This window comes from Pseudomonas sp. BN414 (assembly GCF_029871275.1).
Lineage (GTDB): Bacteria > Pseudomonadota > Gammaproteobacteria > Pseudomonadales > Pseudomonadaceae > Metapseudomonas > Metapseudomonas resinovorans_C.
The window spans coordinates 135359-157833 of record NZ_SSOL01000040.1; the positions used below are offsets into that span (position 1 = coordinate 135359).

25 protein-coding genes are annotated in these 22475 nt (G+C 64.4%); 10 read left to right on the top strand and 15 right to left on the bottom strand.

Annotated elements, in window-relative coordinates:
• Window positions 1–23 precede the first annotated feature (23 nt).
• The 5 genes from E8E95_RS07005 to E8E95_RS07025 form a co-directional block, all read right to left on the bottom strand.
• Window positions 24–1478: an amidase gene (locus tag E8E95_RS07005; RefSeq protein WP_280349168.1), complete on the bottom strand. Its 1455-nt coding sequence runs from the start codon at window positions 1476–1478 to the stop codon at window positions 24–26.
• 64 nt (window positions 1479–1542) lie between these two features.
• The gene (locus tag E8E95_RS07010; protein WP_280349169.1) at window positions 1543–2577 is read right to left on the bottom strand and encodes an extracellular solute-binding protein; all 1035 of its coding nucleotides are present in this window, start codon (window positions 2575–2577) and stop codon (window positions 1543–1545) included.
• A gap of 16 nt (window positions 2578–2593) precedes the next feature.
• Window positions 2594–3403: an ABC transporter permease gene (locus tag E8E95_RS07015; RefSeq protein ID WP_280349279.1), complete on the bottom strand. Its 810-nt coding sequence runs from the start codon at window positions 3401–3403 to the stop codon at window positions 2594–2596.
• Entirely contained in the window at window positions 3400–4326 is a 927-nt protein-coding gene (locus E8E95_RS07020) for an ABC transporter permease (RefSeq protein ID WP_280349170.1), read from the bottom strand. Before E8E95_RS07020 ends, E8E95_RS07015 begins: the two co-directional genes overlap by 4 nt.
• A gap of 28 nt (window positions 4327–4354) precedes the next feature.
• Window positions 4355–5476, bottom strand: coding sequence for an ABC transporter ATP-binding protein (locus E8E95_RS07025; protein WP_280349171.1), 1122 nt, complete (start codon window positions 5474–5476; stop codon window positions 4355–4357).
• Window positions 5477–5722: 246 nt separating this feature from the next.
• On the opposite strand from E8E95_RS07025, the gene E8E95_RS07030 reads away from it, so the two are divergent.
• Window positions 5723–6643, top strand: a complete 921-nt coding sequence (locus E8E95_RS07030) for a LysR substrate-binding domain-containing protein (protein WP_280349172.1) — start codon at window positions 5723–5725, stop codon at window positions 6641–6643.
• A 161-nt stretch (window positions 6644–6804) separates the two neighbouring features.
• Here the strand turns inward: E8E95_RS07030 and E8E95_RS07035 are convergent, their stop codons facing one another.
• The 5 genes from E8E95_RS07035 to E8E95_RS07055 form a co-directional block, all read right to left on the bottom strand.
• Window positions 6805–7515 (bottom strand): rRNA pseudouridine synthase, encoded by a 711-nt coding sequence (locus E8E95_RS07035; RefSeq protein ID WP_280349173.1) that lies wholly within the window; start codon window positions 7513–7515, stop codon window positions 6805–6807.
• Between the two features lie 116 nt (window positions 7516–7631).
• The gene (locus tag E8E95_RS07040) at window positions 7632–8549 is read right to left on the bottom strand and encodes a biotin-dependent carboxyltransferase family protein (protein ID WP_280349174.1); all 918 of its coding nucleotides are present in this window, start codon (window positions 8547–8549) and stop codon (window positions 7632–7634) included.
• On the bottom strand, window positions 8546–9259 hold the full coding sequence (locus E8E95_RS07045; protein ID WP_280349175.1) for an allophanate hydrolase subunit 1: 714 nt from the start codon (window positions 9257–9259) through the stop codon (window positions 8546–8548). The genes E8E95_RS07040 and E8E95_RS07045 overlap by 4 nt, the downstream gene beginning before the upstream one ends.
• A complete protein-coding gene (locus E8E95_RS07050; RefSeq protein ID WP_280349176.1) occupies window positions 9256–9999 on the bottom strand; it encodes a 5-oxoprolinase subunit PxpA in 744 nt (247 codons plus the stop codon). The genes E8E95_RS07045 and E8E95_RS07050 overlap by 4 nt, the downstream gene beginning before the upstream one ends.
• A 74-nt stretch (window positions 10000–10073) precedes the next feature.
• On the bottom strand, window positions 10074–11360 hold the full coding sequence (locus E8E95_RS07055) for an MFS transporter (RefSeq protein ID WP_280349177.1): 1287 nt from the start codon (window positions 11358–11360) through the stop codon (window positions 10074–10076).
• 295 nt (window positions 11361–11655) lie between these two features.
• Between E8E95_RS07055 and E8E95_RS07060 the strand changes: the two genes are divergently transcribed.
• The 3 genes from E8E95_RS07060 (at window position 11656) to E8E95_RS07070 (ending at window position 14358) form a co-directional block, all read left to right on the top strand.
• Complete coding sequence (locus E8E95_RS07060) at window positions 11656–12609, top strand: LysR family transcriptional regulator (RefSeq protein WP_280349178.1); 954 nt, start codon at window positions 11656–11658, stop codon at window positions 12607–12609.
• Window positions 12610–12774: 165 nt separating this feature from the next.
• Window positions 12775–13563 carry a putative hydro-lyase gene (locus E8E95_RS07065; protein WP_280349179.1) on the top strand — a complete coding sequence of 263 codons (789 nt, stop codon included), beginning with the start codon at window positions 12775–12777 and terminating at the stop codon, window positions 13561–13563.
• Between the two features lie 213 nt (window positions 13564–13776).
• A complete protein-coding gene (locus E8E95_RS07070) occupies window positions 13777–14358 on the top strand; it encodes an MliC family protein (protein ID WP_280349180.1) in 582 nt (193 codons plus the stop codon).
• On the opposite strand, the gene E8E95_RS07075 is transcribed toward E8E95_RS07070, so the two are convergent.
• Both E8E95_RS07075 and E8E95_RS07080 read right to left on the bottom strand, forming a co-directional pair.
• Window positions 14359–14661: a YgaP-like transmembrane domain gene (locus E8E95_RS07075; RefSeq protein ID WP_179059178.1), complete on the bottom strand. Its 303-nt coding sequence runs from the start codon at window positions 14659–14661 to the stop codon at window positions 14359–14361.
• A 75-nt stretch (window positions 14662–14736) separates the two neighbouring features.
• Window positions 14737–15015 (bottom strand): hypothetical protein, encoded by a 279-nt coding sequence (locus E8E95_RS07080; protein ID WP_280349181.1) that lies wholly within the window; start codon window positions 15013–15015, stop codon window positions 14737–14739.
• 229 nt (window positions 15016–15244) lie between these two features.
• On the opposite strand from E8E95_RS07080, the gene E8E95_RS07085 reads away from it, so the two are divergent.
• On the top strand, window positions 15245–15748 hold the full coding sequence (locus E8E95_RS07085; RefSeq protein WP_280349182.1) for an anthrone oxygenase family protein: 504 nt from the start codon (window positions 15245–15247) through the stop codon (window positions 15746–15748).
• Between the two features lie 61 nt (window positions 15749–15809).
• Here E8E95_RS07085 and E8E95_RS07090 read toward each other — a convergent pair whose 3' ends face one another.
• Window positions 15810–16373 (bottom strand): DUF4256 domain-containing protein, encoded by a 564-nt coding sequence (locus E8E95_RS07090; protein ID WP_280349183.1) that lies wholly within the window; start codon window positions 16371–16373, stop codon window positions 15810–15812.
• Between the two features lie 177 nt (window positions 16374–16550).
• Between E8E95_RS07090 and E8E95_RS07095 the strand changes: the two genes are divergently transcribed.
• Together E8E95_RS07095 and E8E95_RS07100 are read left to right on the top strand one after the other, a co-directional pair.
• Entirely contained in the window at window positions 16551–16775 is a 225-nt protein-coding gene (locus E8E95_RS07095; protein WP_280349184.1) for a VF530 family protein, read from the top strand.
• A gap of 58 nt (window positions 16776–16833) precedes the next feature.
• On the top strand, window positions 16834–17352 hold the full coding sequence (locus tag E8E95_RS07100; protein ID WP_280349185.1) for a thioredoxin family protein: 519 nt from the start codon (window positions 16834–16836) through the stop codon (window positions 17350–17352).
• 154 nt (window positions 17353–17506) lie between these two features.
• Here E8E95_RS07100 and E8E95_RS07105 read toward each other — a convergent pair whose 3' ends face one another.
• Complete coding sequence (locus E8E95_RS07105; RefSeq protein ID WP_280349186.1) at window positions 17507–17965, bottom strand: Ohr family peroxiredoxin; 459 nt, start codon at window positions 17963–17965, stop codon at window positions 17507–17509.
• A gap of 311 nt (window positions 17966–18276) precedes the next feature.
• Between E8E95_RS07105 and E8E95_RS07110 the strand changes: the two genes are divergently transcribed.
• The 3 genes from E8E95_RS07110 (at window position 18277) to E8E95_RS07120 (ending at window position 21990) form a co-directional block, all read left to right on the top strand.
• Window positions 18277–19017 carry a sulfite exporter TauE/SafE family protein gene (locus E8E95_RS07110; protein ID WP_280349187.1) on the top strand — a complete coding sequence of 247 codons (741 nt, stop codon included), beginning with the start codon at window positions 18277–18279 and terminating at the stop codon, window positions 19015–19017.
• A gap of 453 nt (window positions 19018–19470) precedes the next feature.
• Window positions 19471–20352 (top strand): hypothetical protein, encoded by an 882-nt coding sequence (locus E8E95_RS07115; RefSeq protein WP_280349188.1) that lies wholly within the window; start codon window positions 19471–19473, stop codon window positions 20350–20352.
• A gap of 195 nt (window positions 20353–20547) precedes the next feature.
• Window positions 20548–21990 (top strand): HAMP domain-containing sensor histidine kinase, encoded by a 1443-nt coding sequence (locus E8E95_RS07120; protein WP_280349189.1) that lies wholly within the window; start codon window positions 20548–20550, stop codon window positions 21988–21990.
• 4 nt (window positions 21991–21994) lie between these two features.
• Here the strand turns inward: E8E95_RS07120 and E8E95_RS07125 are convergent, their stop codons facing one another.
• Window positions 21995–22330 carry a DUF3703 domain-containing protein gene (locus E8E95_RS07125; protein WP_280349190.1) on the bottom strand — a complete coding sequence of 112 codons (336 nt, stop codon included), beginning with the start codon at window positions 22328–22330 and terminating at the stop codon, window positions 21995–21997.
• Window positions 22331–22475 lie beyond the last annotated feature (145 nt).

Genomic DNA, 22475 nt, shown 5'->3' on the forward strand with positions numbered 1-22475 from the left:
CGCCCCCACGAAAAGCAGCAGATTCAAACCACCAGACATCCCGGCACATGCCGCGTCCAGGCGCTGGCCTGCTCATAGGCATGGGCGAGTTGCAGCACGGCCAGGTCCGCCCGGGGCGGGCCGATGATCTGCATACCCATGGGCAGGCCACGGCGGTCGAAGCCCACCGGCACGTTGGCCACCGGGCAGCCGGAGAGGGTGGCGGGGATCACCACTTCCATCCAGCGGTGGTAGGTGTCCATGGCCCGGCCGGCGATTTCCTTCGGCCAGTGCTGGGTCTTGTCGAACGGGAACACCTGGGCGCTGGGCAGCAACAGATAGTCGTAGCGTTCAAATAGCTGGCAGATGGCGCGGTACCAGTCGGTGCGTGCCGCCGAGGCGCGGGACACGTCCATGGCCGAGAGCCCGAGGCCGTTCTCCACCTCCCAGATCGCTTCCGGTTTGAGCAGCTCACGTCTGGCCGGGTCGGCATAGTGTCCGCCCAGCGAGCTGGCCACCTGCCAATGCCGCAGGGTGCGCCAGGTGTCCCAGAGCTGGGCCATGGCGTACTCGGGGCGGGCATCGTCGATGCTGCAACCAACGGATTCGAAGTCCTTGAAGGCCGTGCGGCACAGCTCGAGTACGCCGCGTTCCATGGGCAGGTAGCCGTCGAAGTCGCCCAGCCAGCCGAGGCGGGCTCCCTTGAAGTCCCGTTGCAGGGCGCCAGCGAAGTCCTGGCCACCTTCCGCGATGGACAGCGGGGCGCGCGCGTCGCCGCCGGCCTGCACCGACAGGAGCAGGGCGACGTCACGGGTGTTGCGACCCATGGGGCCTTCGTAGCCGAGTTGGTCGAAGAACAGGTCGGCGGCGTCGTCGAACGGCACCCGTCCCTGGGAGGGGCGGAAACCGATGATGTTGTTGAAGGCCGCCGGGTTGCGCAGCGAGCCCATCATGTCGCTGCCGTCGGCCACTGGCACCAGGCGCATGGCCAGGGCCGCCGCCGCGCCGCCGCTGCTGCCGCCCGCGGTGCGGCTCGGGTCGTAGGCGCAGCCGGTGGCACCGAACAGCGGGTTGTAGGTCTGTGAGCCGAGGCCGAATTCCGGCGTGTTGCTCTTGCCGATGATGATGGCGCCGGCAGCTTTCAGACGCTCGACCATGATGCCGTCGCGCTCGGGAATGTAGTCGCGGTACAGCGGCGAGCCGAGGGTGGTGCGGATGCCCTGGGTGAGCGACAGGTCCTTCACCGCATGGGGCAGGCCGTGCATCCAGCCCTTGTAGTCGCCGCGAGCGAGTTCCGCGTCGCGCTGGTCTGCTTCGGCCAGTAGGCGTTCAGTCGGTTGCAGGCTGACCAGGGCGTTCACCTGCGGATTGAAACGCTCGATATGGGCCAGGTAGTCCTGCATCACTTCGCGGCAGGACACCTGGCGCTGACGGATGTGCAGGGAAAGCTGGTGGGCCGGCAGTTGCACCAGCTCACTGATGGGTTCGTTCTTGCTCATGGTTCTGCCTTGGGCAAACGGCGAGTTGCGGGAAGCCCCGTCCGGCTGGACGGGGCCGGGCGGGTCAGCGCATCAGGTTGGTCCAGACGCGGTCGGCCAAGCGGATGGCGCCTTCGCCACAGGTCTTGCTGAAGAGCACCTTGGTACCGTCGGGGATGTGCAGTTCCGGGGCGTCCTTCAGGCTGGCGTCCAGGTACGGTTCCACGCCCTTGACCGGGCTCTGGTGCTTGAGGAAGTTCTGCGTCAGAGCGGCGTTTTCCGGCTGGCTGAGGAAGGCGATGAAGCGCTTCGCGCTATCCGGGTTGCGTGCGCCCTTGGGAATCACCAGGTTGTCCACCCAGGCCATCACGCCTTCCTTCGGGTAGAGGTAGCGCAGGCTCGGCTTCATTTCACGGGCGCGCATGGACGAGCCGCCCCAGAACAGCGACATGTCGATTTCACCCGAGGCCAGGTTCTCCCGGATGGAGCCGGCCTTGGAGCTGTAGGTCTTCACGAAGGGCTTCTGTGCCTTCAGCAGGTTCAACACCTGCTGCATCTGCTTGGGGTCCTCGCTGCAGAGGGGGATATCCAGGTAGACGCTGGCAGCGTCGATCACTTCGCTGGCCGAGTCGAACATGTTGATCTTGCCCTGCAACTCGGCCGGCGGCTGGAACAGCAACGCCAGGCTATCAGTCGGGCCCTTGTAGGTACCGGTGTCCACCACGACGCTCGTGGTGCCCCAGATGAAGGGCACCGAGTAGGCGCCTTCCGGGTCCCAGGTCGGCTTCTTCAGGTTGTCGACGATGCCGGCGTAATAGGGCTGCTGCGCCGGATCGAAGCGCTCCAGCAGGTTCTCCTGCACCAGGATCGGGATGAACTGGTGGGAGGGGATGGCCACGTCGTAGCCGGTACCGCCCTGCTTGAGCTTGGCCAGCAGGGTTTCGTTGGAGTCGTAGGAATCCACCGTGACCTTGATGCCGGTTTCCTTCTGGAACTTCTCGAGGAGCTGCGGCGAGAAGTAGCCGCTCCAGCTCACCACGTTGAGTTGACCATCGGCCTGGGCGGACAGGCTCAGGCCTAGCGCCAGGCCGGCGCCGAGGGTTTTCATCACTGCATTCATGGGTTGGCTCTCCGGTTCAGTGTTTCTTCTTGCCGAGCAGGTAGGACAGGGTCACGAACAGCACGGAGACCCCGAGGATCAAGGTGGAAACAGCGTTCACATCGGGCGTCACGCCCATTCGCAGCAGGCCGAAGATAAAGATCGGCAGCGTGGTGGTGCCTGCCTGGGAGACCATCATCGAGATCACGAAGTTATCCAGCGAGACGATGAAGGCCAGCATCAGCCCCGAGACGATCCCCGGCATCAGCAGGGGCAGGGTGACCTTGCGGAAGGTCCGCCACTGGCCGGCGTAGAGGTCGGCGGCGGCCTGTTCCAGGGACAGGTCCATGTCGTCGAGACGGGCACGGATCGGCAGGTACGCGAAGGGGATGCAGAACACCGTGTGGGCAATGATCAGGTTGCCGTAGCCCAGCGACAGGCCAAGGGTGGAGAACAGCGCCAGGGTGGCGACGCCGACCACGATTTCCGGCAAGACCAGCGGCAGCATGATGGCGCCGATGGACAGGCGCATGCCCTTGAACTTCGCGCCGCGCGAGGTGCCCAGTGCCGCCAGGGTGGCGATGGCGGTGGCCGCCAGGCTGGCGCATACGGCGATCAGCAGGCTGTTGCCGGCAGCCTGGCGCAATGCCTGGTTGGCGAAGGCGGCGCGGTACCAGTCGAGGCTGAAACCGGTCCAGATGGTGGCCGACTGGTTGGCATTGAAGGAGAAGATCACCAGCACCAGGATCGGCGCGTAGAGGTAGAGGTAGAACAGGAAGCTGAATCCACCGAAACCGGGGAAGTCCTGCACGCCCAGGCGGGCCTTGCCTAACAGGCGCAACATCAGACACCTCCACGAGCGGCACGCTGGCGTTCGGCACGCAGCGCATAGACGGTAAGGACCAGCATCACCGCGGCCATCAGCACCAGCGACAGGGCTGCGCCGAAGGGCCAGTTACGGGCGTCGCTGAACTGCCGGAAGATCAGGTTGCCGAGCATCATCTTCGTCCCGCCGCCCAGCAATTCCGGGGCGATCATGGCACCGAGGCAAGGCACGAAGGTGAGGATCGCGCCGGCGAGGATGCCGGGCTTGGCAATGGGCAGGACCACCTTGCGCAGGGTGCGTACGCGGCCGGCATAGAGGTCCTGGGCAGCCTCCAGCAGGCGCATGTCCATCTTCTCCAGGCAGGCGTAGATGGGCAGCACCACGAAAGGCGCATAGGTGTAGACCAGTCCCAGCAGCACTGCGCCGTCGGTGTAGAGCAGCTCCAGCGGCTGATCGATCAGCCCCAGGGCCATCAGGCTGGTGTTGATCACGCCACTGCCGCGCAGCAGCAGAATCCAGGCGTAGGTGCGGATCAGCAGGTTGGCCCAGAAGGGCACGGTGATCAGGAAGATCAGCAAACCACGGCGATGGGGCGGCTGCATCGACAGCCAGACCGCCACCGGGAAGCCCACCAGCAGGGTGATGAGGGTGGTGGCGGCGGCGATGCCAATCGAGCGCAGGGCGATCACCAGGTACGAATCGGCGAAGGCCAGGCTGTCGTCCAGTTGGCGCTCGAACAGCAGCGACAGGTAAGACTCGGTGCTGAGTACGCGGTTGACGCCGCCGTAGGGGTTGGCCTCCAGCAGTGAGTAGGCGACCACGATCAGGATCGGCAGGATCAGGAACAGGCAGATGGCGACCAGCGCGGGTGACACGCCGAGGAAGCTCTGCATGGCCTGGCGGCGCGCAAGCAGGGCGCCGGGCGCAAGGGATGTCGGGTTCATGGCAGTTGACCGTTGGCAGGTGACGGGTTCAATCCAGCAGCACGCTGGCGCTGTCCGGGTCGAGCAGCAGGGCGGCGGCTTCGCCGGGGCGGAAACGCTGGCCCTGGCCACCACGGTTTGGCGTGCGCACGGTCAGGCGACTGCCATCACCGAGGCTGACGTGGTAGTGCAGGTCGGTGCCGAGGTAGACCTGGTTGTCGACGCGGCAGGGAATGGCGCCGCCCTGGGCCGGTTCCACCAGGTGCAGGCGTTCCGGGCGAATCGACAGGCAGACATCCTGGCCCGGCTTGACGCCTTCACGGGCGACGGCGCGGAACGGCTTGCCGCCCGGCCCCTGGTAGATCGCCTGGGTGCCGTCTTCCTGCAGCAGCCGCGCCTCGATGAAATTGGTCTCGCCGATGAAGTCCGCCACGAAGCGGTTGCGCGGTTGTTCGTAGATTTCGTCGGGGCGTCCGACCTGCTGCACCTGGCCTTCGGAGAGCACGGCGATGCGGTCGGACATCGCCAGCGCTTCTTCCTGGTCGTGGGTGACGAAGATGAAGGTGATGCCGGTGCGCGCCTGGATGCTCTTCAGTTCCTCGCGCATGGCCTGGCGCAGCTTGAGGTCGAGGGCCGAGAGCGGTTCGTCCAGCAGCAGGACCTTGGGATGCGGCGCCAGGGCTCGGGCGAGGGCCACGCGCTGTTGCTGGCCACCGGAGAGCTGGCTGGGACGGCGCTCGCCGAAGCGTTCCATCTGCACCATCGCGAGCATCTCGCGGACCCGTTCGGCCACCTGGGCGCGGCTCATCCGCTTGCCCATCGGGTGGGACTCCAGGCCAAACGCGAGGTTCTCGGCGATGGTCATGTGGGGGAAGAGTGCGTAGTGCTGGAACACGGTGTTGACCGGCCGCTGGAAGGGCGGCAGGTCGGCGATGTTCTCGCCGTAGAGGAGGATTTCCCCGGCGCTGGGAAACTCGAATCCGGCGATCATCCGCAGCAGGGTGGTCTTGCCGCAGCCGGAAGGGCCGAGGAGGGTGAAGAACTCGTTGTCGCGGATATCGAGATCGACGCTCTTCAGGGCGACCGGCCCGTTCTGCGGGTCGCCGTACACCTTGCGTACCGAACGAACCGAGACCGCCGCCGCAGGCAACGGGACATGCACAGCATTCATCACTACTTCTCCTGTTCCCCGTGGTTCGGGCGGCCGCGTATGCTGACGGACGTTCCCGGGCCTCGGGCTATCGATTGTTGTTCTAGGCAGTCCCGGCAGTGCCGGGGCAACAGGGAGTTGATCGGGCGAGGTTGTTGTTCTTCGTGCCTCGGGATCGATCATCTGGCAGGGGATGCGGGCTATAAAGCTCAATTTTCTTACATGTGCTATTAAAAAAACTAACAGCTACCAGGTACCCTCGCGTCCATGCCCATTCGCCGTTTGCCACCCCTCAATGCCGTGCGCGCCTTCGAGGCTGCCGCCCAGCTGGGCAGCTATGTCGCCGCTTCCAAGGCCCTGCATGTGACCCAGCCCGCCATCGGCCGCCATGTGAAGTTGCTGGAGGAATGGCTCGGCGTGCAGCTGTTCGACCGCACCCCGCGTGGCGTCGAGCTCACGCCGGCCGGGCGGCAGTACTACGCGCGCATCAGCGCCGCCTTGGGGCAGATCGCCGATGCCGGTGACGAGGTGGCGAAGAAGGGCGCCGTGCGCTGGTTGAAGATCCTCGCCGTGCCCGCATTCGCCAAGCGCTGGCTGACGCCCAAGCTGGAAGCGGTGAGCCGTATGCGGCCGGGGCTGAAGATCGTCATCGAGCCCAATTCCACTTTCACCGAGGTCGACGGCAAGAGCGCTGACCTGGGCATCGTCTATGGCATGCCGGGGGACTACAGCGGCGCCCGAACAATCCTGATGCAGCCAAGGGTGTTCCCCGTGTGCTCACCGGAATACCTGGCCCGTATCGGACCGATCGAAAACGCCACAGACGTGGCCCGCCACGACCTCATCCATTACGACAGCGAATGGTGGAATCTCTGGTTCGCCCGCGTCGGCGTCGAAGTGCAAGTGAGTGCAGACGTGCTCTACGTCAGCAACGACTACGTGTTGTCACTGGCCGAGGGCGGCCGTGGCATTGCCCTGGCCAATGAGGTGCTGGTGCGTCGTGAGCTGGAGAATGGCTTGCTGGTGAAAGCCGTCGACGTGGATGTGCCGCTGGAGAGCTACCAGCTGCTGACCCCGCCGGGGCCGGTGTCGGCGGATGTGGAGTGGTTCAGCGAATGGATCGCGGCTGTTTTGCGGGAAGAGTTTCCGGAAGCGTTCGAGGGGGATGCAGGGGTGAAATCGTTGTAGGCGCGATTTCAATCGCCAGGCGAATGAAATCGCCCCTGCAGGAAGCAGCGTAGGATGGGTAGAGCCTGCGAAACCCATCGATTGCGGTGATGGGTTTCGCTTCGCTCTACACCATCCTACGAGTCACGAATGAGTTCGTACCTGCAGACTGTGGCTGTGCCTCAGAACTTCTCGGCTTGCCCCAGGTAGCGCCACTGGCCGACCGGCACCTTGCCCATGGGCACGCCGCCGATTCGGATGCGCTTCATGCCGACCACCTTCAGGCCAACGGCGGTGCAATAGGCCGCAATCAGTCCCTGTTTCGGGTTCTTCAGCGCGAAGCGCAGGTGGGTTTCGTTCTGCCAGCTGGCCTTCACCGGGGGCAATTCGCCGCCTTTGATGCGGACGCCGCGCTTGAGCTTGTCCAGGCCGTTGTCGACCATGCTGCCGGACACCTCCACCACATATTCCTGCTCCAGCTTGCTGGCGTCTTCGTTGAGCTTACGCAGGGCGCGCCAGTCCTGGGTCAGCACCAGCAGGCCACTGGCGCCCGGTTGCAGCGGTAGGGTGGTGGTCAGGCGGGCGAAGTGGCTGCGCAGCAGGCGCAGGTTGGCGCGGTCTTCCGGCCAGCGACTTTCCGGGGTGAGCTCGCGTTGGGCGGCTTCGAAGGAGAGGCCGGCAGGCTGATTCAGCAGCAGGGTCACCGGGTCCTGCGGCTCGGGCGTGGCGCCGGGGAGCAGGGCGACGGTCTGGCCCTCGACCTTGAATTGCGGCTGCTCCACCACCTCGCCATCGACGGTGACCCAGCCACCCTCGATATAAAGCTCGGCCTCCCGGCGGGAGCAGCCGGTGAGTTCGATGACGCATTTGGACAGGCGGATGGGGTCGGTCATGGAGGCAGCCAGTGGAGGGGAAAGGGCGCAATGGTAAACCCTTTGACGGCTGATGGTGAGGTTGACGACCCTTCGGGCCGCCTTCGCGACTGAAGTCGCCCCCACAAGAGGAGCGCTCAGCTCCACCATCCTGCCAATGCCTTGCGGTGTTCCTGATGCGCCGTTTCCTGCACCGTCGGTACGAACTGCAACGCGGCGCCGGGCAGGCATTGCGCCAGGCGCGCCACGGCCATCGGGGTGAGGGCGCCGAGGCGGGGGTAACCGCCGATGGTCTGGCGGTCGTTGAGCAGGGCGATGGGCTGGCCGTCCGGCGGGACCTGCACGGCGCCCAGGGCGATGCCTTCGGAAATCATCGACTGGGTCCTGCATTCCAGCTTCGGTCCGAGTAGGCGTACGCCCATGCGGTCGGCGCGGGTATCCACCGTCCACTGGCTATTGAAGGCGTCGAACAGGCTCTGCCCGGAGAAGTCGCCGATCTGCGCGCCGAGGATCAGTTCCAGACGGGCATCAGCGCTGAAGTCGGGAATCCGTGCGCGCGGCATGTTGCGCATCTGCACGGCGTCGCCCTGCCAATGCAACTGGTCGCCCATGGCCAGGGCCTTGCCGTTCGCGTTGAGGCCGCCCAGCTCTTCGCGGGCGACGGTCGACACGCTGCCCAGCTGAGGTTCACCACGGAATCCGCCCGGCGCGGCGAGATAGGCGCGAACACCCCGGCGCGGATGGGCGAACTCCAGGCGCTGGCCGCTGCGCACCTTGAAGGCACCCCAGGCGGGGAGCGGTTGACCGTCGAGCGTGGCACCCAGGTCGGCACCGGCGATGGCCAGGGTGCCGTCCCTTTGGCAGGTCAGGCTGAAGATGCCCAGGCCGACTTCCACCACCGCCGCGTCCAGCGGATTGCCCAGCAGCCAGTTGGCCCAGCCCATGGATACCCAATCCAGCGCACCGCCCTGGGTCACGCCCAGATGACGGCAGCCGAAGCGGCCCCGGTCCTGGAGGAGGATGAAGGGTGTGCTGCGGTCGATGACGAGGCTCATGGCAAGGTCTCCAGCGGGGTGTCGTCGCCGCCCAGGCGGATGAATTCAGCGCGGTCGATGGGCTCGAAGCGCACCCGGTCGCCCGCCTGGAGCAGGCTGTAGCCGGGAAGGTCCAGGTCGAACAGGCGAACCGGCGTGCGTCCCAGGAGGTTCCAGCCACCGGGGCTTTCCACCGGGTAGACCGCCGTCTGCCGTTCGGCGATGCCGACGCTGCCGGGAGCGATACGTTTGCGCGGCGTGGTCAGGCGCGGCGCGGCGAGCGCTTCCTCCACCAATCCCATGAAGGCGAAACCGGGGGTGAAACCGAGGGCGAACACCTGGTACTCGCGCTGGCTGTGTCGTTCCACCAGCTCAGCCACGCTCAGGTGCTTGCGTCGGGCCAGGGGTTCGAGGTCCGGTCCGACGCTCGGGTCATACCAGGTGGGAATGACATGGCGGCGGCCGCTGGCGCGGGTTTCCGGGCTGAGGTCGGCGAGGGCCCCGGCAATCAGCTCGCGGGCCTGGCGCGGGTCCAGCCGCTGCAAGTCATAGTGCAGCAGCAGGGTGGTGTAGGACGGCACCAGGTCGATCAGCGCTGTGCCGAAGGTCTCCCGCAGACGCGTGCCGGCAGCCAGCATCCAGGGCATGTTGGCTTCGTCGATGCGGTCGAACAGGCGCAGGATGAAGGCGTCGATGGACGCCACTTCGATGCGCAGTTGCGGGGTGCTCATTGGGCCTCCAGCGCTTCGCGTATGCGTTTGACCGCGGCGATCGAGCCGGGGTTGTCGCCGTGGACGCAGAGGGTGTGCGCCTTCAGTGGCAGGTCGCTGCCATCGCTGGCGCGCAGCGCGTCGCCACGGGCGAGGGTGATGGCCTGCGCCACCACCTGTTCCGGGTCGTGGTGCACCGCGCCAGGCAGGCTGCGCGACACCAGATAACCGTCGCCATCATAGGCGCGGTCGGCGAAGGCTTCGAACCAGAGGGTCACGCCGTACTCGTCGCCGATGGCCTGGGCGGCGCTGTTGTCGCGGGTGCTCATGAGCATCAGCGGCAGTTGTGCGTCGTAGGCGGCTATGGCGCGCATCACGGCGGCGAGGATGGCCGGGTCGCGCATCATGTCCTGGTACAGCGCGCCATGGGGCTTCACGTAGCTGACACGGGCGCCCTGGGCACGGCAGAGGCCGTCGAGGGCGCCGATCTGGTAGAGCATCAGGTCTTCCACTTCGGCCGGCGAGCAGGCCAGGGAGCGGCGACCGAAGCCCACCAGGTCCGGGTAGCCGGGGTGGGCGCCGATGCTCACCCGGTGCTTCACCGCCAGGGCGATGGTGCGGCGCATGGTGCCGGGGTCGCCGGCGTGGAAGCCGCAGGCGATGTTGGCGCAGTCGATCAGGGGCATCACGTCGGCATCCAGGCCCATGGTCCAGGCCCCGAAGCTTTCACCGATATCGCAGTTCAACAGCAGTCTGGTCATGGTTTGTCCTACAGGTAGGCGAAGGCCTGCCGCCGGCCAGGGGCTCGGCAGCAGGCGGGACAAGGGATAGGGGGTTAGAGCTCGAGTTGCTTGCCGCGGGTTTCCGGCAGGCTGAGGGCGGCGAGGATGACCACCCCGTAGGACACCGCGGCGAAGCTGCCGATGCCCACGCCCAGCGAGACGTGCTGGCTGAGGATGCCGATCAGCATCGGGAAGAGCGCGGCGACGGCGCGGCCGATGTTGTAGCAGAAGCCCTGGCCCGAACCCCGGATACGGGTGGGGAACAGCTCTGTGAGGAAGGAGCCCATGCCGCTGAAGATGCCTGAGGCGAAGAATCCCAGGGGGAAGCCCAGCCAGAGCATGGCGGTGTTGCTCACCGTCAGGTTGGTGTAGAGCAGCACCACGACGAAGGAGCCGACTGCGAAGAGGATGAAGTTCTTCTTGCGGCCGATCAGGTCGGTGAGGAAGGCGCTGATCACGTAGCCCACGTAGGAACCGAGGATCACCATGGCCAGGTAGCCGCCGGTGCCCAGTACGGTAAGCCCACGCTCGGCCTTGAGGAAGGTCGGCAGCCAGGAGGTGATGGCGTAGTAGCCACCCAGGGCGCCAGTGGTCAGCAAGGATGCGCGCAGGGTGATGCTGAGCATGCCGGGGGCGAAGATCTCGTAGAAATTGACCTTCTCGGCGCCCTGGTTGTGCTTGCGGGCTTCCTTGTAGATTTCCGGCTCCTTCACCAGGCGACGAACCACGATGACGAAGATCGCCGGCAGCAGGCCCAGCATGAACAGGGCGCGCCAGGCATCTTCCGGCGGCAGGATGCTGAACATCAGCGCGTAGAGGATGGCGGTCATGCCCCAGCCAAGGGCCCAACCGGACTGCACCAGACCCACGGCCTTGCCACGGTCCTTGGCCTTGATGACTTCACCGATCAGTACCGCGCCGGCGGTCCACTCACCACCGAAGCCGAAGCCCATCAGGGTGCGGGCGATCAGCAGTTGTTCGTAGCTCTGCGCGAGGCCGCAGAGGAAGGTGAAGAAGGCGAACCAGAGCACCGTCAGTTGCAGGGTCAGGACGCGGCCGATGCGGTCGGAGAGAATGCCGGCAACCCAACCGCCAGCGGCGGAGGCGAGCAGGGTAAGGGTGTGGATGAGGCCGGCTTCACCGGTGCTGATACCCCAGATGGCGATCAGCGTGGGGATGACGAAGCTGAGCATCTGGGTGTCCATGCCGTCCAGGCCGTAGCCTATCTTGCAGCTCCAGAAGGTGCGTCGTTCCTGCTTGCTGAGGGCCCGGTACCAGCCGAAATGGCCGCCCTGGTCGATATCCAGGCCGCCGCCCGCGTGGGTCGCGTGTTTTTGCATGGGGTTCTCCGATCGCTGTTCTTGGCGTTGTATGAGCATTCGGGGGATGCGGAGTCGACGCCCGCAGCCTGTGGGCGGATTCTTGTGCCGGGGTTGGCAGATCGTCCAACTAATTAAAGCGGCCGCCGGGGATAAGAAATTCCGATACCCGATCAGTGGCGCCAGGATCGAGGCCGTTCGCGTCGTGCGCAGGAGGCGTTCGTCGTACCGGAGATTGCGTGGTACAGGAAGTGCTTGAATCTACTGTATCTTTTCGCCCTTGCTGCGTTTGAGACCTTGCTTGCCGGTAATCGCCATGAACCTGAAGTTCCTTGAAACCTTCGTCTGGGTCGCCCGCCTGAAAAGCTTTCGCCTGACCGCCGAGAAGCTGTTCAGCACGCAGGCGTCCATTTCCAGCCGTATTGCCGTACTGGAGGATGAACTGGGCGTGAAGCTGTTCGTGCGCGACTCCCGTGGCGTGACGCTCACGCCGGAGGGGCACAAGGTGCTGGAGTACGCCGAGCAGATGATGGACACCATGCACGCCCTGCGGCAGGCCATCGACACCAGCGCCGCCACCCAGGGACGCATCCGCATCGGCGCCATGGATACGGTGATCCATACCTGGCTGAGCCCCCTGGTATCGAAGCTGAACGAGCTGTATCCGGCGGTGGAGATCGAGCTGATGGCCGACACCGCGCGCAACCTCTCCGAGCAGTTGCAGAAGGGTTACCTGGACCTGATTTTCCAGACCGATCCGCTGCGCCACGAGTCGGTGCTCAACCTCGAACTGGGCGGCTACCCGCTGTGCTGGATCGTATCCACCGGTTCCATCTACCACCGCGACTACGCCTCCCTGGCCGAATTGGCCCGCGAGCGCATCGTCACCTTCTCCAAGCACTCGCGGCCGCATCAGGATGTGCTCGGCCTGCTGCACGCCAATGGCGTGACGACGCCACACCTGAGTTGCGTGAACTCGGTTGCGGCCATGACCCGCCTGCTGCGCGACGGCTTCGGCATCGGCGCCTTGCCTCCAGCGCTGGTGGCCCAGGAACTGGAGCGCGGCGAGCTGACCATCCTGCGCGTCGGGCCGATGCCGCCGATCCTGCCGCTGGTGGTGTCCTGGCGCGGCGGCACTGGCCTGGAACTGGTGGACCAGGTGGTGGATGTGAGCAAGTCGGTGGTGGCGAACTACGCCGAGAACGTCGGCAAGGAGCGCTTCGTTCCGGCCGAGCTGAAGAAGGGAGAAGGACGCCCGCGCGGCCTCTGACACCAGCCGGCGCACCCTACGATGGAGCATGGTGCGGCGCTGGGTTCAGGTTCTGCCAACGTGGATGTTCAATTTTCCCGATGCCCGGTCCCGGAAAATTCTTGTTGGACGGCCTGGCCACCGTGCCCCTACAAAACGCGCAGAACAATAACCGGAGCTGGCCCCATGACCTCGCAACAACTCGCCCAACTTCCTCCTAGTGAGCTGCGCCGCCTGATCCGCCGTGGCGACTACAGCGGTCACACCAGTGGCCTGGGCCAGCGCCATCTGCAGGCCAACATCGTGATCCTGCAGAAATCCTGGGCCGACGAATTCCTCCGCTTCTGCGTGCTCAATCCGCGTTCCTGCCCGTTGCTGGACGTGACCGAACCGGGCTCTCCGTACTTCGAGAAGCTCGGTGTGGATGTCGACGTGCGCAGCGATGTGCCGCGTTACCGCGTTCATCGTCGCGGGCGCGGATTCGAGGAGGTGACCGACATCGGCGAGCTCTGGGAGGCGGATTTCGTCGCCTTCGCCATCGGCTGCTCCTTCTCCTTCGAGCAGCCCCTGCTGGACGCCGGCATTCAGCTTCGTCACATCGAGATGGGGCGCAATGTCGCCATGTACCGCACCGCCATCGACACTCATCCGGCCGGGCGCCTGGCGGGCAAGACGGTGGTTTCCATGCGCCCGATGAAGGCCGCCGATGCCGTGCGCGCGATCGAAATCACCGCGCGTTTCCCGATGACCCATGGCGCGCCGGTGCACATCGGCGACCCGTCCCTGATTGGCATTGCCGACATCGCCGCTCCGGATTACGGCGACGCGGTGCCGGTGCATGCCGATGAAATCCCGCTGTTCTGGGCCTGTGGCGTTACCCCGCAGGCGGTGCTGGCCGAAGCCGAGCCGGAGTTCTACATCACCCACGCGCCGGGACACATGCTGGTGAGCGACAAGCTCTACGGCGAGGTTTAGCCGCCTCTGTGGGGGCGATTTCAATCGCGATGCAGACCGCAGGTCTGCCCTGCGGCCTACGGGGACTGCTGCGCAGTCCTCAGCGAATGAATTCGCCCCCACAAGAGGAGCGATCAGCCCCAATCCACCGCAGGAACCGGATGACTTGCGACATCTCCGTCGCTTTGGTCTTAACTTCGTCTCCAGACGCCCACGGAAGGATTGGAGACCGACATGATCCCCGCAAAAGGACTGATTCTGGCGCTGAGCGCCACGAGCCCACTCGCCATGGCCGACGCCGGCCCGTCTTTCGACTGCGCGAAGGCCCAGGGCATCGAGCAGCAGGTCTGCAAGAGCGCCGACCTGAGCGCACTCGACCGGCAGATGGCCGATGCCTACAAGAAGACCCTGGCCGCCACCGACGCGGCGACCCAGAAGCGCCTTCGCGCCGAACAGCGCGGTTGGCTCAAGGGGCGCGATGATTGCTGGAAGGCCGGTGACCAGAACCAGTGCCTGACGCTCAGCTACCAGAGCCGGCTGGTGGAGTTGCAGATCCAGTCCGGCGGAGCGACGGCACCGAAGGCGGTGGAGTTCGCCTGCGGTGACAACAGCAAGCCCTTTGCGGCGAGCTTCTACAACAACGTGGAACCTAACGCCGCCGTCCTCACCTATGGGGGCGACCAGGTCATCGCCATCAGCCAACGGACCGCCAGCGGCGCCCGCTACAGCAATGACGGCGTCGATTTCTGGGAGCACCAGGGCGAAGCCAAGGTGGAGTGGTACGGCACCCAGCTGACCTGCAAGCCTGTGCGTTGATCAGGTATTGCCGGGGACTTCCCGGGTGAGTTTGTCAGCCGCCCGCTGCAGACGTTGCAGGTCGATCCGGAGCTGGTGCAGCGCTTCGCGGCGGTCGTGCAGAATTTCCCGCACGTAGCAGTGACCGGTGAGCCCACGCAGCAACAGCGCGGCCCCGAGTCCGATGTCCCAGACGCCCAGCAAACCACCGCGCCGGAAGCCACGCCGGGCCATCAACAGGCCACCGACGATGGAGCCGGCCCGCTCCAGTCCATGCACGTTCTGTTCGTACGCCGGACCGTGGATCTGCCATTGGTTGTCCATAGCGGGTTTCCTCCCGTGTTGGTTTGAAGCTTGACCGGCTGGAGCTGCGCCCCGTTCCGGTACCGGGACGAGCGGTCAGCTACGCACCTGGTGCTTTGCGGTCTTCTTCGCCGGGCTCATCAGGTACACGGTGAGGATGAAGCGCGCGGGCACCAGGGACAGCAGGCCGAGCATGCCGAACACCGCGACCAGGGTGACGCCGCCCGGGGTGGACGTCACTTCGCTGAACATCGCCAGGCCAACCGCGAGCAGGAACATCACGACCCCGAACCATTGCAGTCCCTGGGCCCAGCGGAAGATCGGCGACTGGCGAACTTCGCGCAGATGCCGGTTCGATTCGTTCTCCTCGACCATGCTTGTGTCCTCGGCAGTCTCGTTTGGACCGGACGGCAGCGGTTCCCGGCATCCATTCAGCATGCATGGGGCGAAGAGGTCCAGCCAGATGGGCGACGAGTGGGCGGAAACTGGTCATCCCCGCGTTGCTGGACTATGCCTTTATCGATTCCAGGTGCATCTGGAAGCCGGAGCCAGGAAGGGCTCCGGAAAACCGCCGCGAATGAATGGAGTTCGGAGACGCAAACCCATGCCCTTTATCGATGACCTGGCCTTCGTGCTCGCATTCTTCACCAGTATCGCCTGTGGCCTCATGGGCGGACTGTTCTTCGCCTTCTCCAACTTCGTCATGCGAGCGCTGGAACTCATCGCACCGGAGGCCGGCATCTCCGCCATGCAGGCCATCAACCGGACCGTGCTCAACCGCATTTTCCTTTCCACCTTCCTGGGCACCACGGCGGCCTGCGCCTTGCTCATGCTCTACGCCTTCCTGCATTGGGAGGTGTCGGGAACGTTCTTCCTGCTCACCGGCAGCCTGCTGTACCTGGTGGGCAACGTCGGTGTGACGCTGGTGTGCAATGTGCCGCGCAACAATGCCCTGGCGAGGCTGGACGCCGGGAGCCTGGAGTCGTTGGTGTACTGGCGTATCTATCTGGAGCAATGGACCCGCTGGAACCATGTACGCACGGGCGCCGCGCTGGGGGCTTCGATGCTGCTGATGATCGGGTTGTTCATGATGCTGACGATGGTTTAGCGGCCGACACGGGCCGCGTTGTTCCGCAAGGTGCAGCCCCGAGCCAGGCTGGCGCTTCCGATCAGCGCGAGACCGAACGCGGGATACTCAGTGCACCACGGAACCCCCTGGCTGCGTAATAAGACTGCGCACCGTTGTGATAGACGAACACAGCGTCGTAGCGACGGTCGCAAAAGAGGGCGCCGCCGAGCTTGCGGATGGCGGCCGGGGTCTGTATCCAGCTGGAGGTCTTGCTATCGAAACAACCCCGCTCCTGCAAAGCCCGATACTGCTGCTCCGTCAGGATCTCGATGCCGATCGCGGCGGCCATGTCGAGGGCGCAGCCGGTAGGCTTGTTTTCCTTTCTGGCATCCAGACTCTCCCGGTCATAGCACAAGCTCCTGCGCCCGGCAGGAGTCTCCGCGGAGCAGTCGACGAACACGTAGGCATCGTTTTCCAAATCATGGAACACCACATCCGGCTCGCCGCCGGTTCGCTCCATCTCGGCCAGGACGCGCAGTTTTTCAGGCTGGCATTCCAGCCTGGCTTGAACCGCGGACCATTCGATTTCCTGGTGTCGATCCATGTTCGCTTCGAAGCGTGCTTGCAAGGTTCCGAGTAGATCTTCGTATTGTCCGCCTTTCATCACCCTTCCTCCCTGTGATTCCTGACCTTTCCCTGGTATGGCTTCTGGGTCAGCTCGTTGTTGTATGGGAGAGCAAGCATAGACGTTGCCCGGAAACTGGCGTGCGCGCTGTAGCCTGGTTCCGGCTGCTGCTCTAAGCTGCTCGCCTTCTTGACCGATCACCGCCCAGGGCAGGCCATGACCAAGACCTCGAACGACCCGCTACATGGCATCACGCTGGAAAAGCTACTGAACGAACTGGTGGCCCACTATGGCTGGGACGGGCTGGCCAGCCGCATCGATATCCGCTGCTTCAAGAACAACCCCAGCATCAAGTCCAGCCTTGCCTTCTTGCGCAAGACGCCCTGGGCGCGCGAAAAGGTCGAGGCCCTGTTCACCCAGTTGCGCCAGCAACAGGGCTGACGCGGCCCGCCATCGCCGATCCGGTGCCATCTTCATCCCCTTGATCGAGGAACCCGCCATGGCCTCCTACGAAGAACTCTTCTCCATTGGTGAGCGCTTCGACGCGTTCGTCGGCCACGGACTGCCGACGGAAATCGCAGCGGTGCAGACCGTGCAGCGCAAACTCGCCAACCCTGGCGTCATCAGCGACGAGACTGTGCAGCGGCTGCAAGCCATCCAGGGCCGCTACCACCTCTTGGTGGCTGGCGAAATGTGGTGTCCGGATTGCCAGATCAACGTCACGGTCATGGACTACCTGCAACGCGTCCAGCCGAACGTCGAGCTGGCGGTCATCACCAAGGGCCGTGCCGAAGACGATCTGCTCTCGCGCCTGGAAATCGACCGCGTCCCTATTCCCCTGGTGGCGGTGCTGGATGCCGAGTTTCGGTTGGTCGGCCGCTTCGTCGAGAAGCCCCAGGACGTCATTGCCGGTGGCGAGGCGATGAAGCCGGACTACCGGGCGGGGCGTTACCTGGACAGTACGTTGCGTGATCTTCTCGCGATCTTCGAGGCAGCGGAGGGCCGTGAGGCCAACTGAGCCACGGACAGGGCTCGGGCTGTTCGCGAGCAGAGCTCGCTCCTACAGGGGGAGGGCGTGGCGCGGAGCGTTGGAAGACGCGCGTTAGCAGCCACCATTGAAAACGCCCCGGCTTTTGACCGGGGCGTTTCTTTTTGCGCGGGCTAAAGGCGAATCAATCCACGACCACATTCAGTGCGACATCGATATTGCCGTGGGTGGCTTTGGAGTACGGGCAGACCTCGTGGGCTTCCTTGGCGATGGCTTCGGCGACTTCGTACGGCAGGCCCGGAGCGGTGACGTTGAAGCGCGCCTGGATGAAGTAGGCGTTGCCGGTCATGCCCAGGTCCACCTCGATCTCCACTGCCAGGTCTTTTGGCAGTTCCACTTTACGCTGCTGGGCCACCAGGCCGATGGCGGCGATGTAGCAGGCCGACCAGGCACCTGCGAACAGTTGCTCCGCAGTGGGATGGGGCTGGGTGGCGTCGAACTGGATGCCCGAATCCGCGCTGCCGCCGCGCAGGGCAGAGAGTTTGATGTCCAGGCGGCCGTGATCGCTGCGTGCAGCGCCTTCGCGGTGGGCGACGGTGGTGTGGGTCTTGCCGGTGAACAGTACTTTTTCGATCTTGCTCATGGGGGGTACCTCAATGTTTGGTGTGCATGAAGACAGGGTCTTAACTGTTAGTCGCATAAGAGTAGATCGCATGCGATGGATGAATAGTCACGCACAAGTCAGATGGCGTCAATGGGGGTGAGGCAGCCTTCTGGACGGACGGTCGTATGCGATAGAAAGTGGGGCGAGGAGGGGACTGAGTTCTTTAGGAGGGGCTGAAAAGGCAGGACGTTCGTTCACCGCCCGTTTCACGCAAGCGAGCGTCGGCGACGGCTGAAATGATCGCCATAATGCTGCGCTTCGTATTTTCCAATCCTGAAGGCCGTCCCCCGATGTCATTCACCGAACTGTTTCTCCTGGGAATTCCCGCTGTCCTGCTGACGGGCATCTCCAAAGGCGGCTTCGGTGGCGCGCTGGGCGGCATCGCGGTGCCGTTGCTGGCCCTGATGATGCCTCCGACCCAGGCGGCGGCGATCATGCTGCCCATCCTCTGCATGGCGGATATCACCGGCCTGCGCCGCTTCTACGGCAAGTGGGACCTGCACAACCTGAAGATCATGCTGCCCGGTGCGCTGCTGGGCGTGCTGGTCGGCACCCTGAGCTTCGGCCTTCTGAGCGAGCGCCTGATCGGGCTGATGATCGGCGGTATCGCCATCGTCTTCTTCCTGCTCAACGTGCTGAACGCCAGCGCGACCCAGGCGGCCAGCATGCCGAAGCTGGGCAAGGGCACCTTGCTGTCCGGAATCGCGGGCTTCACCAGTTTCGTCGCCCATGCCGGCGGACCGCCGATCATGATGTACCTGCTGCCGCAACGTATGGATAAGGTGCGCTACGTGGCCACGGTCAACTGCTTCTTCCTGCTGACCAACGCCATCAAGCTGGTGCCCTACGCGCTGCTGGGGCAGTTCACCACCACCAGCCTGACCGCCAGCCTGGCCCTGGCGCCCATCGTGGTGGCTGGCGTGTGGCTGGGCATCTGGCTGCAGGGCCGCGTCAACCACACCTGGTTCTACCGCGTTGCCTGGGCCGGATTGCTGGTGACGGGAGTGCAGTTGCTCGTGCAGAACGCATAGACCGCACTGAAGGGAAGGCAGGACGCCCATTTCTGTCCATCCGGACAAAAAAAGGCCGCCACGGTGCGGTCAACTTACGGGGGGAGGTGGCGACCGTGGCGACTCCAGTTGTCCTCTGCAAGGGGACAGTTTCACAGTAGTCCATGTCAGAAAAAGTGCGTCGGCTTTCCGTCGAGGAAATGGGTTTGATGTAACGCCATTTGTCCGAGACCCCGTGAATTACACGGAACGCTGCATTTGCATACCAGTCAGCTCTGCACTTGGTTCTCGAATTCCGACCGCGGGTCGGATCAGTCGGGGCGGCGTGGCAGGACGGTCGCACTCAGCCGTGCAGGGACGAATGCCCCATTTGCGCGTGTCTGGGAGGTCGTCCTCATGAACCAGAAATCAGCGTCATCGTTACCAGGAATTCCAAGCAGGCTTGATTCGAAAAGCCCGTGCCGCAACCCCGGCATGCAGGCCCTGTTCGCCCTGACACTCGTCATCTTCGGCGGGCAGGCTGAAGCTGCGAAATCCGATGGATGCGAAGGAGGCGGCTATTCCGTCGTATTTCCCAACGGCACCCGCAGTGGCGCCCAGGAATCCAGTGTGCCGGCCGCCGGCGTTGGGTCCAGCTTCCAGGTGGTGGGGCTGTACAACACTTTCGAGGTGGATGCCGCAACCTTTGGCATCCGTAACTACACCTTTACAGGTGCGCCTAATGCGGAAGACCTGACGGGTGGTGCGCCGACCGTGGTGTATACCAGCAAGATCCCTAACCACCGCGGCCTGAGCCTGAACGGTCCGGTGTCGGTGGAAATCGATGGCGATGCACTGGTGCTGGAGCGCACCGGTCCCGGCCTGAACATGAAGATCCAGGCCAAGGATTGCGCCGCAGGCGGCGTGTTCCAGATGGAGCCGGAGCGCGAAGACGGTGCATCCACCGATATCGTTCACCTGCTGGCGCCCAACGTGTTCTATTTCGACAACCCGCGCTTCAGCAATCCGCCGGTACTGCCGCTTTGCACCCCGCCCAATTTCACGCCGGAGTGCTACCCGGTTCCGGTAACGCCGCGGGTGAACTGGGCCAACGATCTTTCACCCAGATTCGTCGGCCGCGACAGTCCCCAGGTCGCCACGCGCCTCAGCCAGTTGGGTGGCCTGTCCAGCTGGCGGGTCGAGAGTGGTGGGCGGATGGGTATGGTCACTGGCGAGGACGCCGTGGAAGTGGCGCCACCAGCCACTGATTGCACCCGCAACTGCGGCGCGCAGAATCGGGTACGTGGCAAGTTCCCGGTGTTGGGCTTCCCGTTCCCGGTTCCGCAGGAAAACCGCATAACGCCGAGATTGCCTTGAGCGGGTCCGCTCCCACGGCTTCAGCCGTGGGAGCGATAGCGGAGCCTGGGTGAATTGATCACGTGTGCTGTGCCTGAACGGTGCCCTGTCTGTCCAGCGACTGAAACGAGTCGCGCCTGGACTCAACGGCATTGCTGGAGGCTGCTATAAGTCTGGAGTATCCGAGTTGGGGGACTCCAGATGGACGTGGCGGCAATGCTGGGAAGGCGGTTTTGGGGCGCGCAGAGCGAGGCGGCTTCGCCGGAGGGGCAGTTCAATCTCCTGCGTTGGTTCTCGCTGGTCAGCCTGCTGATCATCGGTACGGTGGCCATTGGTATCGGTACCGTTTCGACACGGTTCCTCGTGAGCGAGAGCCTGGAGCGCGACGCCATGCTTTCGGCGCAGTTCATCCAGACCCTGGCGCTCGGCGAGATGCGCCACCACGGCTTGGAAGGCATGGAAATGGGTGATGTGCTGGTGCCCCATCACTACGGCATGCTCACCAATGGCACCGCGAAGAATCGCGAGCGCGCCCGCTCGGAGTTCCTCGATCACCTGTCCCATGTGCCGGATTCGCTCCTGGCTACCATCTTCTCCCCTGATCGTACGGTGATCTGGTCCACCAACCCTGATCTGGTGGGACAGCGCATCGAGGACGACGATGCGCTGGACGAGGCGTTCGAGTCTGGCGGCCGAATTTCCGCCGAGTACCAGGATGTGGAGGAAGGTCGGGTGGAGCAGAAGTTCCTGCGTCCGCCGAAGATGTTCTTCATCGAGAACTACATCCCACTCACCGACGCCAATGGCGAGGTGAAGGCCATGGTGGAGATCTACAAGGAGCCGGTGGACCTGATCGACCGCGTCAACCGTGGCTATCGGATGATCTGGCTGGCCACCGTCATCGGCGGCGTGCTGATGTACTTCGGCCTGTACTGGATCGTGCGGCGTGCCTCGCTGCTCTTGGCTGCGCAGCAGGCACAACTGGTGGCCAACAGTACCTACGTGGGGCTCGGGGAAATGTCGTCAGCGGTGGCTCACAGCCTGCGCAACCCGCTAGCGTCGATTCGCTCCAGCGCCGAACTGGCCCAGGAAATGGAAGGGCCGCCGGCGCGCAAATGCGTCGACGACATCATCACCCAGGTGGACCGCATGTCTGCCTGGGTGCGCGATCTGCTGCTGTGCCTGCGTCCCCTGCAGGGGGACTCGGAGCAGGTGGACCCGATGGAAGCGGTGCACGCGACCCTGGGCAACTTCGACCAGCAGTTGTCCAGGTCGCAGATCCAGGTCGAATGCAGCGACACCGCCACTCCGCTGGTAGTCAGCCATCAACTCCTGCTGGCCCAGGTGCTCAACAGCGTAATTGCCAATGCTATTGAGGCAATGTCGGGTGGTGGGCGTCTCAGCATCACTGCGGCGCCCGATAACGGCGGGCACTGGCTGCACCTGACGATCAGGGACACCGGCAAGGGTATGTCGCGGCAGCAGGAGATGATGGCTTTCAAGTCCTTCTACACCACCAAGCAGGGCGGTCTTGGCATTGGCCTCATCATGGTCAAGCAGATCATGGAGCGATTCGGCGGCAAGGCCAGCCTGACCAGTCGCGAGAACGAAGGCACCAGCGTGTGCCTGAGCTTCAAGGTGGCTGAGCGCGCCGCCTGACCCATCAGCCGAGGAGTTGGCGCAGCTCCTCGGCCATGGGCATCGGCTTGAAGGCACTCACCCTGGCCCGGCCGGTGTTGCCCAACGGAACCCAGATTCGCGAGAAGAGCAGGGCGGCGGGCATGCGCAGGGCCTGGCCGAGTACCTCCCGGTAATCCCCTTGTTGCCAGCCGGCGCGCAGCATCAGCCAGTGACTACGGGTGTGCGCCAACGCCAGTCGTTGCGTGAGGATGTGCGCGCGTTCGAGCCAGGGCCAGGCGCGCTCCGGCTCATGAGCTGCAAGGGCTTGATTGGCCTGCTGGAAGGCCTGGTCGATGGCGATGCGCAGTTCGGTTTTCATGGCGAGCGTTCCTGCGGAAGACAAGTGATCGCAGTGAACACCCTGTAGTTACTTCAGGGTCAAGGGGCTAACTCGTGGTGGGCTGAAGCCCACCCTACGTAAGTTTCTTGTGGGGGCGAATTTATTCGCGATGGACGAGCCCCTC

Bases quoted from the DNA above. Each gene is read 5' to 3' on its own strand.
- E8E95_RS07005 (WP_280349168.1), bottom strand. From the start codon at position 1,478: ATGAGCAAGAACGAACCCATCAGTGAGCTGGTGCAACTGCCGGCCCAC.
- E8E95_RS07010 (WP_280349169.1), bottom strand. From the start codon at position 2,577: ATGAATGCAGTGATGAAAACCCTCGGCGCCGGCCTGGCGCTAGGCCTG.
- E8E95_RS07020 (WP_280349170.1), bottom strand. From the start codon at position 4,326: ATGAACCCGACATCCCTTGCGCCCGGCGCCCTGCTTGCGCGCCGCCAG.
- E8E95_RS07025 (WP_280349171.1), bottom strand. From the start codon at position 5,476: ATGAATGCTGTGCATGTCCCGTTGCCTGCGGCGGCGGTCTCGGTTCGT.
- E8E95_RS07030 (WP_280349172.1), top strand. From the start codon at position 5,723: ATGCCCATTCGCCGTTTGCCACCCCTCAATGCCGTGCGCGCCTTCGAG.
- E8E95_RS07035 (WP_280349173.1), bottom strand. From the start codon at position 7,515: ATGACCGACCCCATCCGCCTGTCCAAATGCGTCATCGAACTCACCGGC.
- E8E95_RS07040 (WP_280349174.1), bottom strand. From the start codon at position 8,549: ATGAGCCTCGTCATCGACCGCAGCACACCCTTCATCCTCCTCCAGGAC.
- E8E95_RS07045 (WP_280349175.1), bottom strand. From the start codon at position 9,259: ATGAGCACCCCGCAACTGCGCATCGAAGTGGCGTCCATCGACGCCTTC.
- E8E95_RS07050 (WP_280349176.1), bottom strand. From the start codon at position 9,999: ATGACCAGACTGCTGTTGAACTGCGATATCGGTGAAAGCTTCGGGGCC.
- E8E95_RS07055 (WP_280349177.1), bottom strand. From the start codon at position 11,360: ATGCAAAAACACGCGACCCACGCGGGCGGCGGCCTGGATATCGACCAG.
- E8E95_RS07060 (WP_280349178.1), top strand. From the start codon at position 11,656: ATGAACCTGAAGTTCCTTGAAACCTTCGTCTGGGTCGCCCGCCTGAAA.
- E8E95_RS07065 (WP_280349179.1), top strand. From the start codon at position 12,775: ATGACCTCGCAACAACTCGCCCAACTTCCTCCTAGTGAGCTGCGCCGC.
- E8E95_RS07070 (WP_280349180.1), top strand. From the start codon at position 13,777: ATGATCCCCGCAAAAGGACTGATTCTGGCGCTGAGCGCCACGAGCCCA.
- E8E95_RS07075 (WP_179059178.1), bottom strand. From the start codon at position 14,661: ATGGACAACCAATGGCAGATCCACGGTCCGGCGTACGAACAGAACGTG.
- E8E95_RS07080 (WP_280349181.1), bottom strand. From the start codon at position 15,015: ATGGTCGAGGAGAACGAATCGAACCGGCATCTGCGCGAAGTTCGCCAG.
- E8E95_RS07085 (WP_280349182.1), top strand. From the start codon at position 15,245: ATGCCCTTTATCGATGACCTGGCCTTCGTGCTCGCATTCTTCACCAGT.
- E8E95_RS07090 (WP_280349183.1), bottom strand. From the start codon at position 16,373: ATGAAAGGCGGACAATACGAAGATCTACTCGGAACCTTGCAAGCACGC.
- E8E95_RS07095 (WP_280349184.1), top strand. From the start codon at position 16,551: ATGACCAAGACCTCGAACGACCCGCTACATGGCATCACGCTGGAAAAG.
- E8E95_RS07100 (WP_280349185.1), top strand. From the start codon at position 16,834: ATGGCCTCCTACGAAGAACTCTTCTCCATTGGTGAGCGCTTCGACGCG.
- E8E95_RS07105 (WP_280349186.1), bottom strand. From the start codon at position 17,965: ATGAGCAAGATCGAAAAAGTACTGTTCACCGGCAAGACCCACACCACC.
- E8E95_RS07110 (WP_280349187.1), top strand. From the start codon at position 18,277: ATGTCATTCACCGAACTGTTTCTCCTGGGAATTCCCGCTGTCCTGCTG.
- E8E95_RS07115 (WP_280349188.1), top strand. From the start codon at position 19,471: ATGCAGGCCCTGTTCGCCCTGACACTCGTCATCTTCGGCGGGCAGGCT.
- E8E95_RS07120 (WP_280349189.1), top strand. From the start codon at position 20,548: ATGCTGGGAAGGCGGTTTTGGGGCGCGCAGAGCGAGGCGGCTTCGCCG.
- E8E95_RS07125 (WP_280349190.1), bottom strand. From the start codon at position 22,330: ATGAAAACCGAACTGCGCATCGCCATCGACCAGGCCTTCCAGCAGGCC.